The sequence below is a fragment of the Marinobacter sp. V032 genome (assembly GCF_052645435.1).
In genome coordinates this window covers 210,314-222,527 of record NZ_JBQXYE010000002.1, presented here as the reverse complement: position 1 = coordinate 222,527, position 12,214 = coordinate 210,314, and the positions used below count along the sequence as shown (strand labels likewise).

Annotated in this window: 11 protein-coding genes; 6 read left to right on the top strand and 5 right to left on the bottom strand. The window is 53.2% G+C overall.

Annotated features, from left to right (window positions below):
• Positions 1 to 41: 41 nt before the first annotated feature.
• The 3 genes from ACUN9X_RS12595 to ACUN9X_RS12585 form a co-directional block, all read right to left on the bottom strand.
• On the bottom strand, positions 42 to 1,343 hold the full coding sequence (locus tag ACUN9X_RS12595; RefSeq protein ID WP_260037730.1) for an HD-GYP domain-containing protein: 1,302 nt from the start codon (positions 1,341 to 1,343) through the stop codon (positions 42 to 44).
• Positions 1,344 to 1,568: 225 nt separating this feature from the next.
• On the bottom strand, positions 1,569 to 2,141 hold the full coding sequence (locus ACUN9X_RS12590) for a hypothetical protein (protein WP_260037731.1): 573 nt from the start codon (positions 2,139 to 2,141) through the stop codon (positions 1,569 to 1,571).
• A 109-nt stretch (positions 2,142 to 2,250) separates the two neighbouring features.
• Positions 2,251 to 2,517 (bottom strand): PilZ domain-containing protein, encoded by a 267-nt coding sequence (locus ACUN9X_RS12585; protein ID WP_260037732.1) that lies wholly within the window; start codon positions 2,515 to 2,517, stop codon positions 2,251 to 2,253.
• Positions 2,518 to 2,835: 318 nt separating this feature from the next.
• Here ACUN9X_RS12585 and ACUN9X_RS12580 point away from each other — a divergent pair, with 318 nt between their 5' ends.
• Positions 2,836 to 3,861 carry a Fe(3+) ABC transporter substrate-binding protein gene (locus ACUN9X_RS12580; protein ID WP_260037734.1) on the top strand — a complete coding sequence of 342 codons (1,026 nt, stop codon included), beginning with the start codon at positions 2,836 to 2,838 and terminating at the stop codon, positions 3,859 to 3,861.
• 95 nt (positions 3,862 to 3,956) lie between these two features.
• On the top strand, positions 3,957 to 5,645 hold the full coding sequence (locus ACUN9X_RS12575; RefSeq protein WP_260037736.1) for an ABC transporter permease: 1,689 nt from the start codon (positions 3,957 to 3,959) through the stop codon (positions 5,643 to 5,645).
• A 151-nt stretch (positions 5,646 to 5,796) separates the two neighbouring features.
• Here ACUN9X_RS12575 and ACUN9X_RS12570 read toward each other — a convergent pair whose 3' ends face one another.
• On the bottom strand, positions 5,797 to 7,464 hold the full coding sequence (locus ACUN9X_RS12570; protein WP_260037738.1) for an AMP-binding protein: 1,668 nt from the start codon (positions 7,462 to 7,464) through the stop codon (positions 5,797 to 5,799).
• 315 nt (positions 7,465 to 7,779) lie between these two features.
• Between ACUN9X_RS12570 and ACUN9X_RS12565 the strand changes: the two genes are divergently transcribed.
• The 4 genes from ACUN9X_RS12565 (at position 7,780) to ACUN9X_RS12550 (ending at position 11,008) form a co-directional block, all read left to right on the top strand.
• Positions 7,780 to 8,148 (top strand): hypothetical protein, encoded by a 369-nt coding sequence (locus ACUN9X_RS12565; RefSeq protein WP_260037739.1) that lies wholly within the window; start codon positions 7,780 to 7,782, stop codon positions 8,146 to 8,148.
• A 126-nt stretch (positions 8,149 to 8,274) separates the two neighbouring features.
• Complete coding sequence (locus ACUN9X_RS12560; RefSeq protein WP_260037741.1) at positions 8,275 to 9,237, top strand: ABC transporter substrate-binding protein; 963 nt, start codon at positions 8,275 to 8,277, stop codon at positions 9,235 to 9,237.
• A 76-nt stretch (positions 9,238 to 9,313) separates the two neighbouring features.
• A complete protein-coding gene (locus ACUN9X_RS12555; protein ID WP_260037743.1) occupies positions 9,314 to 10,210 on the top strand; it encodes an ABC transporter permease in 897 nt (298 codons plus the stop codon).
• Between the two features lie 3 nt (positions 10,211 to 10,213).
• Positions 10,214 to 11,008, top strand: a complete 795-nt coding sequence (locus ACUN9X_RS12550; protein ID WP_260037745.1) for an ABC transporter ATP-binding protein — start codon at positions 10,214 to 10,216, stop codon at positions 11,006 to 11,008.
• Positions 11,009 to 11,091: 83 nt separating this feature from the next.
• Here the strand turns inward: ACUN9X_RS12550 and ACUN9X_RS12545 are convergent, their stop codons facing one another.
• Positions 11,092 to 11,904 carry a DUF6160 family protein gene (locus ACUN9X_RS12545; protein WP_260037747.1) on the bottom strand — a complete coding sequence of 271 codons (813 nt, stop codon included), beginning with the start codon at positions 11,902 to 11,904 and terminating at the stop codon, positions 11,092 to 11,094.
• Between the last annotated feature and the right edge of the window lie 310 nt (positions 11,905 to 12,214).

Genomic DNA, 12,214 nt, shown 5'->3' with positions numbered 1-12,214 from the left:
AGCTACACCTGTTTAAACACTACGCAGGTGTAGCTCGCCTATCACCCTACCAGCCGTTTGAGGCTCCAGCGGGAGCCAGCGCTCGTTAACTCGTAATGACGTGGATCCAGACCCTCTGCACCGAACGGCAGACACCCACTGATACTCAACATCATTGAGGGATCCTTACCATCATTGATGCTGGCAAGATTAACCACTTTCGCAGCCTTTAGTGGGCGATGGTCGCGATCGGTCATGACCATGACCTTGGGCCACAAGCGTCTGACAGGTGAGTGAGAAACAACAGCTCCCCTTTGGCCATCGCTGAGTTGCACCAGTGTTCCAGTCGGGTAAATTCCTACGGACTGGATAAACCGCTCCACCAGGTCATCCTGAAACTCAATATTGCGCAACGCATACAGGTGGGCAACCGCTTGAGCCGGGGTCAACGACGCTTGATCGTCACGCGCTTCTACCAATGATTCGTAATAGTCGACCAGCCCGGCAATCTTGGCCAGCAACGGAATACGATCTCCCCTGACGCCTTGAGGGAACCCGGATCCGTTGTGACGCTCCCGGTGAAACTGAACGACATTGATGACCGGACGAGGCAAGGCTGTCGCTTCGAGGTGGGCCACACCTCTATTGACGTAAGTTTTAAACTGGGCGAACTGCTCGGCGTCGAGCTTGCTTTCGTTGTGCAGTAGCTCAACAGGTAACTCTGATTTACCAATATGCGCCAGCAATGTACCAAGAGCCAGGTTCTGCAGTGCGGTCCGCTCCAATCCGAAATGCCGGCCGCAAACCAGCGCCCACACTGCCGTATTCAACGAGTGTCTATAAATGTGATCATCGTGCTTACGCAGCCGTGCCACCCACAGCATAGCGTCAGGATTGCGGGTAACGCTGTCAGCCATACCACGGGCAATACTGGTGATCGCTGAAAGGTCAGGCTCAACACCCTGACGAAGTTGGCTGCCAATACGCTGCAACGAGGTTTCGACATCAGCCAACAATCGCTTGCACTGACGCGCCTCCTTTTTTAGCGTTGAGGCGACAGGATAATTCTCGGGATTACGCACCTGAATCGGCGCAAGCTGAACGATCTCTTGGGTATCACGGTTGCCCAGGCGCCTGGCAAATATGGGCGTATTCGTCGCTTCGTACTCAGACGTGTCCCGGGACTCTGCAACGTCGACCATCACCCAGCGGCAATAGGATGTCAGCGACCGAATATCGTCCTGGCTCCGGATATAAAAGCCCTGAATGGGAAACGGCGTTTCGTGCCATGGACGATCCAGATCGGAGACGAATGTCCCGATCCTCAAGTCATGGACCGCAACCTTTTTCTGGCTTACACCCACCCGGCACCTCTGAAAATAAAGTAAACGATGATGTCTATTCTGCAGCCATCGACGAAAGACGCAATTACAGTTTTGTACTGCTGGGTAACCATTGCGCCACAAAGCGTTACCAAACATGTCTGCAGGCAACATTTAGTTGCGTCGCGACGTACTTAACGCCAGGAATGTGACGAACCGCACACTTCCTTGTTGCGATACGACATTGAAAGACAGCCTTGAACGCTCCTAGTTGGCTTCACACACGTGATTGTCAAATTCAGGAGGGCGAGCCGAAAGACTGTTTCTTGCGGCTTTCCTGACGCTGATACTGTAGGGAATCGTTGAGGCCCGAAGGTAATCATGATTGGTCTTCTCACCGCCCGACTCAGTGACCGGTTGAGCCGGCTTGCAGGACACCAGCAGATCAACACTGCGATCAATGTCGACAATTGCTTCATCGCCGGACGCCTGAATACACGGTGTATCTATGGTTGCCGGATGGCCGGATTGCGCATTGATATCAAGAGCTGGATCGCCACAGGCGGAGATACCGCCTACGCACTCTTCCGCCTTATCGGTAAGTTTCCAAACCCGGCTGCTGCACTGCGTTTCAAGCGTAATAGGGGTCGACTGGCTACTCGCAAACCACCATGCAGGATACTCAGCCGTATCCCAAGTCACACGAACCTGGCGTGGATCTCCAGCGGAATTTGACGCTGTGAACATACCGTAATGAGTGTAATAGGAAGCACAACCGCTGAGCGCGGCGAGCAGCCCGGCAACAAGAATATTGCGGGCGAAAAAAGGGAAAAACGTCATAGATAATCCATCATCCACATGTCGCTGGTAGCGTTATACCCACAAGCGCCCAGCGGCACAAGTGCCGGGCCGATTACAAATGCCCGCAACTTGCTCCAGTACACTATCGTTATTCGTCCAGAAACTGGAGCCCAAAACCATCCACGGTCATTCGCACGACCTTCATTTGAAGCACCGGCGCGGGCACAGGCAGTCCTTGAACCTGCACTTCTACCCTGTCTCCAAGCGATGGCAGTGCGTCAGTGTCTGTGACTATAAAAATGCCGCCGTCGGAAATGTCACGAGTATTGTAGACGTGTCGTCCCAGTTCTGGGTGGGTGACGCTGACTTTGGCATTCAGCGCAGTACGAATGTGGGCTCGTCGATTGTCGGACATCTCTTCTCTCATTCCCTTTGATACAAGTCGCACACGTAACCGATAACACGAAGCTAGCGCAGTTTGGCGGTAGGTTCTAGTGACTGTAGGCAGCGCGTGAGAACCACTTGCCTTTATTGACGGCAGTTATACGGTTTCGGCTGTTTCTGCTTGTTTTTTCGAAGAATAGCACTTTACAGCACGCTGTTTAGTAAATTTACCTGAATTGACAACTCATATCACAACAATGAGAATCGTTTCCTTTTAGGTTAACAGCAGCGAAACTCATCGCTATCTTGCGTGGCAACACTGCCGCCCTCAATACAAGGACTTTCTTTCATGAAAAAGCGCGCCTCGATCCTGGCCAGTCTCGCCGTTCTGGGATCTCTGACTACAGCCTCCACAGCCGCATTGGCTGAAGGCGAAGTCAACATATACTCCTATCGCCAGCCGTACCTAGTTGAACCTCTGCTCGAAGCATTCACAGAAGAGACGGGTATCGAGGCCAACGTGGTTTTCGCCAAAAACGGCTTGGCTGAGCGCCTGCAACGCGAGGGCCGTAACAGCCCTGCCGACATCGTGCTGACCGTTGATATTGCGCGCCTGAATGAACTGGTCGAAAAAGACGTGACTGCCCCCATCACAACCCCGATCCTGACTCAGGACATTCCGGAAAACCTGCGGCATCCTGAAGGGCTCTGGTATGGGCTAACGACCCGGGCAAGATTGATCTTTACGTCAAAAGACCGGGTAAAAGAAGGTGAAATCACCACCTACGAAGAGCTGGCTGACGACAAGTGGAACGGCCGCATCTGTACGCGCAGCGGCAAGCACCCTTACAACATCGCGCTTATCGGCTCCATGATTGCCCACCATGGCGAGGCGGAGACCGAAAAGTGGCTGCAAGGCGTTAAAGGCAACCTTGCCCGCAAACCTCAGGGCGGCGACCGTGACCAGATCAAGGCGATTTCTGAAGGCGTCTGTGACATTGCCATCGGCAATAGCTATTACTACGGCAAAATGCTTGATGACAAGGCTGAACATGCTGCTGCAGAATCGGTCAACCTCGTATTCCCCAACGCTGAGGGTCGCGGTACGCACATCAACATCAGTGGCATGGCACTCACCAAAAGTGCTCCCAACCGTGACAATGCGGTCAAACTGATGGAGTTTCTTACCACTGAAAAAGCACAACACATCTACGCCGAGGTTAACTTTGAATACCCGGCCAACCCTGAAGTGGCACCCTCTAAGGTCGTTGCCGGTTGGGGTGAGCTGAATCCTGACCCACTTCCACTGCACGATATCGCTGAAAATCGTGAAGCTGCGGTCAAAATGGTTGATCGCGTGAACTTCGATAACTAAAAGCAGCTGAAACACGTCCTTCAGATTGCGACGTCACTGAGGTCTGGTAAACTCCCCTGCGTTACCGGCCTCTTTGACGTTTCAACAGGATTTCCATGAATCATCCGGCGCAAACCGCCAACCCAGTATCTGCGCCCCAACCGATGAGATCCGGAACGTCCCGGCGATGGATTCTGGCCTCTCTTGTCACCACTTTGCTGGTGGCACTTCCCGTTTTTTCGGTGCTCTACCTTGCCGCATTCCCGGAAGACAACATCTGGCCACACCTGCTGAACACAACACTCCCGATTTATCTTTCAAACACCTTTAAGCTCATGATCGGCGTTTCGGTTATGACGCTGGTCATCGGCATATCCACGGCCTGGGTGGTGACCATGTGCGAGTTCCCGGGCCGGCGCTTTTTTGAATGGGCTCAGCTCTTACCGTTTGCCGTGCCCGCCTATGTGATTGCCTATGTGTACACTGACCTGCTGGACTATGCCGGGCCGGTTCAGATCATGCTACGTGACGTTTTTGGCTGGCAAAGCGCCGCCGACTACTGGTTTCCGTCCATTCGAAGCCTGCCGGGTGCCGTTATCATGATCGGTCTGGTGCTTTACCCTTACATCTACCTGCTTGCTCGTGCTGCGTTTCTTGAGCAGTCACCCTCACTTTTTGCCGTCAGCCGAAGCCTTGGTCAATCGGCTATCAGCACTTTTTTCCGTGTCGTGCTCCCTATCGCCCGACCAGCCATCGCCGTGGGTCTTTCTTTGGTGCTGATGGAGACACTGAATGATTTTGGCACCGTTGATTTCTTTGCAGTGAATACACTGACAGCCGGCCTGTTTGACACCTGGATGAACCTTGGCAACATAGGAGGTGCCGCCCAAATCGCCACTGTGATGCTGACCTTCGTGCTGATTCTGGTCACACTTGAGCGCTATTCCCGCCGCCGCCAGCAGCAGTTTGCCGCCCGGGACCTCAGAGACCCCATTCACCGGTTCAAACTATCACCAGCGTTGCAGACACTTTGCATACTGACCTGCGTGCTCCCATTCATATTGGGATTCGTTATCCCGGCCGCCATGCTGACCCACTACGCCATCAGCTATTTCAGTGAAAGCTGGACCACAGAGTTCGTACGAAATGCACTCAACAGTCTGTTTCTTTCCGGAACAGCTGCCTTCACCACCCTGCTTATCGGACTCCTGCTCGCCTACAGCCGCCGCCTGCACGATACGCCGGGCATTCGATTTCTGATGCGTCTTTCCAGCCTCGGTTACGCTATGCCTGGTGCTGTGCTTGCGGTTGGTGTCATCATTCCGCTGGCTGGCTTCGATAACTGGCTGGATCTGAAAATGGAACGCTGGTTTGGTTGGAATAGCGGCCTACTACTAAGCGGTACGGCGTTCGCCATCATATTTGCCTATACCGTGCGATTTCTTGCCGTTTCAGCCGGAAGCATCGAAAGCGCGCTCCAGAAAGTCACGCCGAGTATGGATATGGCCTCCAGATCATTGGGGCATCCACCCGGAAAAACACTCATCCACGTTCATTTCCCGATGTTGCGAGGAACGCTTCTTACAGCTGCGCTGGTCGTATTTGTAGACTGCATGAAAGAGCTACCCGCAACACTGATTTTGCGCCCTTTCAACTTTGAAACACTGGCGACGCAGGTCTACCAATACGCCTCAGACGAGATGCTGCGGCAAAGCGCGCTACCCGCGTTAATTATCGTGCTTGCCGGGATCATTCCCATCATATTGATGAGCCGCTCCATCTCCCAGTCACGGGCCTTTCACTAGCAAAGCCAGAATAGAATCCGGAATCACACTCCGACGCCCACAAAAAAGGAGCCTGTCAGGCTCCTTTTTTGCTCTTCCTTTTCACTTCAGCACTATTTATTCCGTTGCGCTCATCAGGCGCTGCCCTTAAAAGCGCAACGATAACCAGAAATTATTCCCAAATGACTGACTGGCGCTGCTCGTACCAGCTATCCAGATCACGCTTATACGCATCCTCCACCACATTGCGCTTGAGCTTCATTGTGGGCGTAAGGAAGTCATTCTCAATGTTCCATTCATCTTTGACCACTGCAATAAACTTGAGCTGTTCATGCGGATCAACCGCCTGATTGACATCTTTCAGCAGACTGGCAAAGCTGGTTTCCAGCTCCTTGCGGAAAGCCTCATCTGCCGTCTTGCGCTGAGCCTCTTCGGATAGCATGACCAGGCAATGGGGTTGCGGGTAATTGGCGCCCGACACACACACCATTTCAATATCCGGGTGGCTCATCAAACGGTTCTCAATCGGCGCAGGCGCCACGTACTTGCCCTTGCTTGTCTTGAAGATCTCTTTGATGCGTCCGGTGAGCTTGAGCCTGCCGAGTTCATCAATTTCCCCTTTATCACCGGTTCGCAAAAACCCGTCCTCGGAGAAGGTTTCACGGGTCTTTTCCTCATCCTTGTAGTAGCCATTCATTGTGGCAGGACTTTTTACAAGTACTTCCCCGATATCGCTGATTTTCACTTCAACGCCTGGCAAAGCCTCACCAACATAGCCTGTGCGGGCACGACCCGGCTTGGTCATATGAGAGTAAGCAAAATTCTCGGACATACCGTAGCCTTCAAGCAGCTCAAGCCCGAGCCCCCGATACCAATCGAGAATATCGTGGGACAGTGGCGCTGATCCGCTACCTGCAAATTTCACGTGCTGCAGCCCCAGATTGGTCAGGATCTTTTTCTTGATGACGCGATTCAGAACCGGAATGCGCAGCAGCTTTTGCAACTTCTTCTGAGGCATCTTCTCGAATACCCCGTGCTGGAACTTCGTCCAGATGCGAGGCACCGCCAGGAACAGGGTAGGCTGCGCCCGCTTCAGATCGTTAACGAAGGTGTCGAGCGATTCCGCAAAGTAGAGTCGAAAGCCGCTGTGCATTGAGCCCAATTCCACCACGAAGCGCTCAAAAACATGGGACAGCGGCAGGTACGACAACATGCGCTCATTTGGCGTGACTTCGAGCGCATCAATACCGCCGGCAGCGGCATAGCCCAGGCTAGCAAAATCGAGCATAACGCCTTTAGGTCTGCCGGTACTGCCAGAGGTGTAAACAAGGGTTGCCAGCTCTTTAGGATCACGCTCAACGTTTTCTTCCAGAGGCGGAAACTTGGAGACGATATCATCCCAACTTTTGAAGTCATTCTTCGGACTCAGCGGGTACGACAGGCACAAGACATTTTCCGGAACACCCGGTTTCATTGTTTCCCAATCATCGAGCTTACCGACAAAGAGTACCTCCAAACCTGAATGCTCTATCGTATAACGCACGGTGTCAGCGTTCAGGGTCGGGTATAACGGCACGGAAACGTGGCCCGCCATCCAGATCGCCCAATCCGACATAATCCAATGAGCACAATTTTTGGACATGATCCCGATACGGCTGCCGGCTGGCAGATTCAACGACTTGAGGTAAGACGCCATACGCCGGGCCTCACCAACAGCCCGACGCCAGGTGTAATCAACAACCTGGCCTCCGCCTGTTGGCTGCGTCATATAGATGTCTTCAGCTTTGGCGGTTTCCCAGTGGTAAATCATCTCGAGAGGAAGTTTGTTTTTGGTGTCCATGTGATCCTTGCCTGTGTATTTGTATTTTGTTTTTTGGACTACACCAACGGTATCATGCCTGCATTCGGTCGTGCTCGTCAGTACAGCGACTGAAAACAACAACGGCTGATGCTTTTGCAATAAAGGGGTCTTAAGCGCCTGCATACCCATTATTTCAACACACCAACGACTCACAAAATGTGACAGGTTTTCAACTAATTGTCGAAGCCGCCTGCAATATAAGAACTGACAGGGTTTGAGTTCAACTGAAAGCCGGATAACCGACAAGCACGTCATCATGCCGCTTTTCACAGAACGACGGGGAATACTGCCACCATGTATGTCTGCATCAAGTGCAACAAAGGGTTGATGGATCCGGTATCAAAGCTGGACCAGCCCGATCCGATGGACCGTTTCCAATGCAGCTTTTGCGGACATCAGGCAAATATTCACCCTTTCATGATATCGATTACCCAACTCGCAACATCGATCGTGGGCATCGGCTTTTCCCTTTATCTGCTCATCCACCACCTGCTTGATGCCGTAAAGGCAATTCAGCTTTCGAATGCCGGCGCCAGCTCAAGCCATTTCGCATTGGTGCTTCTGGGCTGTTTCTTCGTGGCAGGTTTCGTTTACACCATCCTCAAGGCCTGGCGTAACCTGCGAACGCTGCGCTTATACCGTCGCAAAGCCAACACCGGGTAACACCGCTCAAGGACTGCGACTTACACCTAAAGAGCGAAACGCCCGAACTGTGTTAGAATTCGCGGCTTTTCGAAGGCCCATTCGGGCATACCGGCACCCTCGCATATGGATCGGGAGAATTCGCAAATGAATCGCACTATTCTGCGCACTGGCTTTATCGCCCTACTGATGGGCCTGACCGGCCTAGTCCACGCTGCCCCAAAGGTGGTTGCGATCACTCAGATCGTCGAACATCCAGCGCTTGATGCCGTCTACAAGGGTGTCAAAGACGAGCTAACCGAAGAAGGGTTCGCTGAAGGTACCGACGTCACCTATATGCATGAAAGTGCGCAGGCCAATACCGCCACTGCAGCCCAGATCGCACGCAAGTTCGTAGGCGACCAGCCGGATGTCATCGTGGCAATCGCCACACCATCAGCCCAGACCGTCGCGGCAGCCGCACGAGAAATCCCTGTTGTATTTTCTGCGGTTACCGATCCGGTGGGTGCGCGTCTGGTGAAATCACTCGACAAGCCAGGAGCCAACATCACAGGCATTACCGACATGCTGCCGATCGACAAGCACCTGGACATGATGCTGCGCATCGTTCCAGACGCCAAGCGAATCGGCACTGTTTATAACCCCGGTGAAGCCAATGCCGTTGCGCTGGTCGAACAGCTGGATGCCAAGCTCAAGGCGCGTGGACTGACTCTCGTCAAGGCCGCCGCCACCAAGACATCTGAGGTTCTGGCTGCCGCCCGCTCACTGGTCGGCAACACCGATGCCATTTACCTCACCACTGACAACACGGTGATCTCGGCAGCTGAAGCCGTGATATCGGTCGGTGAGCGCGCCAAGATCCCTGTATTCGCAGCCGATACCGCAACCGTTTCCCGCGGCGCTGTTGCAGCACTGGGTTTTGATTATTACGACGTCGGGCGCGACACAGGCAAAGTAGTCGCGCGCATTCTGAACGGTGAAAAGCCGGGCGACATCGCAGTTACCGGTGTCGAAGAGCTGTCTTTGCATGTGAACCCGGCGGCGGCCAAGCGGATGGGCGTAACCTTATCCGACGATGTGATCAGCAGCGCGGCTGAGGTCATTGAGTAAGGACACCCAAATCACAAATTGATTCACAATGTGAGTCCCAAACTGCCACGCGATACACCGGGATATCAGTACCGTCATGCTCAGTGAAATTGCCCTATACGGCGCCTTTGAAACAGGCCTAATCTATGGCCTGGTTGCTTTTGGAATCTACATTTCGTTCCGGGTACTCAACTTCCCGGATCTCACGGTCGACGGCAGCTTTCCTCTTGGGGCGGCTGTTTCTGCAGTGTTGATTATTGGCGGTTACAATCCATGGCTGGCAACAGGTGCAGCCATTATTGCCGGGATGGGTGCAGGCGCCGTTACTGCCCTCCTCAACGTCAAACTCAACATCCTGAACCTGCTGGCCTCGATTCTTACGATGATCGCGCTCTATTCCGTGAACTTGCGGATTATGGGGCGCCCCAACATCGCGCTGCTCGGCGAAGAAACCGTGCTCACTCCCTGGTACGATCTTGGCCTCGCCTATCACCAGGTGCCGGTGCTGCTGTTCTTGCTGATCGCCATCATCGGCCTGTTTGTTCTCTGGCGCTTTATGCAATCGGAAACCGGGCTCGCCATGCGCGCAACCGGCGCGAATCCCAGAATGGCGCGGGCACAGGGTATTGCGACGGGCTGGATGATTATTCTGGGTGTGGCACTCTCTAACGGTTTGGTCGCGCTGGCTGGCTCGCTCTTTGCGCAGAGTCAGGGTGCAGCAGATGTCACCATGGGCGTCGGTGTAATCGTAGTGGGCCTGGCGTCCCTTATCGGTGGTGAGGCCGTTATTTCTCCGCGAACGGTATTCCGCGCCCTGCTCGCCTGCCTGGTAGGCGCTGTGTTGTATCGCATTGCCATCGCTCTGGCACTGAATGCGGACTTCATTGGTCTGCAAACACAGGATCTCAACCTGGTCACGGCCGTGCTGGTCACACTTGCGATTGTGTTACCTAATGCGCGCCATTCCATCAAATCCTTCTTTTCACGGAGTTGAGCGATGATCAGCGCTGATAACCTTCACCTGACGTTTGGAAAAGGCACGCCTCTTGAGAATCCTGCCCTCAAGGGCATGAGCCTGACAGTAAATCAGGGTGAATTCGTGACGGTCATCGGCAGTAACGGTGCCGGCAAATCTACCTTTCTGAATGCGCTTTCCGGCGAAGTGATTGTCGACAGCGGCAAGATCGAAGTCGATGGTGTCGACGTCACCAAACTTCCGACCCATAAGCGCGCGGGCCGTGTTGCCCGGGTTTTCCAGGATCCCCTTGCAGGTACCTGCGAAGACCTGACCATTGAAGAGAACATGTCCCTCGCAATTAAACGCGGCATGCCACGCATGCTGGGATCAGCCGTCAAGGCTCGCTACAGGGATCGCTTCCGCGAGGGCCTTTCTGGCCTCAACCTGGGCCTTGAAAATCGGCTTTCGGACAAAATGGGACTGCTTTCAGGAGGCCAGCGTCAGGCGGTGAGTCTGTTGATGGCCAGCTTGAACCCTTCAAGTATTTTGCTGCTGGACGAACACACAGCTGCGCTGGACCCACGCACAGCCTCCTTCGTGCTGGACCTCACCTGTCGGATTATCGAGGATCAGAAGAAGACGGCATTGATGGTCACCCATAGCATGAAGCAGGCACTCGAAGTAGGTACTCGCACTGTTATGCTGCACCAGGGCAAAGTGGTATTCGATATACACGGCGAGGATCGAAAAGGGCTTACGGTTCCGGATCTGCTGGGGCTTTTCGAAAAGCAGCGCGGTATCGAAATTACCGATGACAGCTTGCTCCTGAGTTAATCCATTCAAATAGCTTTTTGTATGGCAATAAAAAAGCCGCGAGCTGAGAAGCCGCGGCTTTTTCGTTTCAGGCTACCAATGGATCAGTGGCCGTAGACTCGCATTGCCGTGTTCTGTATCGACAGGTTATCCAGTGCGATAGCACCAATAGATGTACCACCAATCAGCACGCCACCAATGGTGATATCGGAGTTGAACTCCTGCAGGTCGATCGCCAGCGCATCTCCGCCGTCGTGACGTGTACTCTTGTAGATATCAAACTCGACGTACGAAAACACTCGCAGCGGTGTCGGCGCATCAAGATCATAATCCGCACCCGTTAGTCGCAGATCACGCACACCAACCGCCAGGAAAGGCGCGTCGAAATCCATATCATCAATCGCGATATCGGTCTTGAAATTAAGCTTGTCCGTCGCAGTATCGACACGAATAGTGGCTGAACCGGCCAGCGCGTCCATCTGGAAATTATCCAGAATGGTGGTACTGTCGTTTGCGCCTTTCAACTCCCATGCACCGGTGCTGATTCTGAAATCAACAGCACCAAATTGCTGAGGCAGGACGTTGATTATCGCATCACCGTCGCTTTTCACGTCGATGTTGATCCGGATATTGTCCAGCAAGTCACTGGGAGTGGTTCCGGTCAGATTAGTGCCCATTTCGGCAAACAGGTCGGTTCTGTTTGTGCCGCCAATTTCGATATCACTGATGGCGAGCGTGCCTTCGTCAATGTACCGAAACTGGTCAATGTTCACCTTGGTTTCGAGCTCGATAGTGACACCGGCCTGACCGGTAACACTACCCATTTCACTCTCATTCAGGGGCTGTATTTCAGCAAAGCTATGCATGGGCACCAGGCCCATACATAGCACTAAGCTTTTTATTTTCAGGCCTTTCATTATAGTCGAGTTCCTTTTTGCTTTTATTAGTATCAACACATCATGAAGCGATACCACGCAGATTCCCTCCATGTTCTCACTTTAGCGACACGTCCAGTCTATCGACGTGCCGAAGGTCACAGTTCACTCATTGTTAAGTGTTGAAATGTAAACCCTTGTAAAACACAACATGTAGTGAAGTCGGCTGGCGAAAAAATCGACCGATAGCGGCAAAGCATGTCGAATTCAAGTTACCGTAGATTGATTTTTAGGTGCATATCCGGTGTCAGCGATAGTTTCCCTTTTCTTCACAGACCACAATATCCTGTTA

What these genes read in the sequence shown, in the direction of transcription:
- ACUN9X_RS12580 (WP_260037734.1), top strand. Translation starts at nt 2,836, where the DNA reads ATGAAAAAGCGCGCCTCGATCCTGGCCAGTCTCGCCGTTCTGGGATCT.
- ACUN9X_RS12565 (WP_260037739.1), top strand. Translation starts at nt 7,780, where the DNA reads ATGTATGTCTGCATCAAGTGCAACAAAGGGTTGATGGATCCGGTATCA.
- ACUN9X_RS12560 (WP_260037741.1), top strand. Translation starts at nt 8,275, where the DNA reads ATGAATCGCACTATTCTGCGCACTGGCTTTATCGCCCTACTGATGGGC.
- ACUN9X_RS12545 (WP_260037747.1), bottom strand. Translation starts at nt 11,904, where the DNA reads ATGAAAGGCCTGAAAATAAAAAGCTTAGTGCTATGTATGGGCCTGGTG.
- ACUN9X_RS12590 (WP_260037731.1), bottom strand. Translation starts at nt 2,141, where the DNA reads ATGACGTTTTTCCCTTTTTTCGCCCGCAATATTCTTGTTGCCGGGCTG.
- ACUN9X_RS12570 (WP_260037738.1), bottom strand. Translation starts at nt 7,464, where the DNA reads ATGGACACCAAAAACAAACTTCCTCTCGAGATGATTTACCACTGGGAA.
- ACUN9X_RS12550 (WP_260037745.1), top strand. Translation starts at nt 10,214, where the DNA reads ATGATCAGCGCTGATAACCTTCACCTGACGTTTGGAAAAGGCACGCCT.
- ACUN9X_RS12575 (WP_260037736.1), top strand. Translation starts at nt 3,957, where the DNA reads ATGAATCATCCGGCGCAAACCGCCAACCCAGTATCTGCGCCCCAACCG.
- ACUN9X_RS12585 (WP_260037732.1), bottom strand. Translation starts at nt 2,517, where the DNA reads ATGTCCGACAATCGACGAGCCCACATTCGTACTGCGCTGAATGCCAAA.
- ACUN9X_RS12555 (WP_260037743.1), top strand. Translation starts at nt 9,314, where the DNA reads ATGCTCAGTGAAATTGCCCTATACGGCGCCTTTGAAACAGGCCTAATC.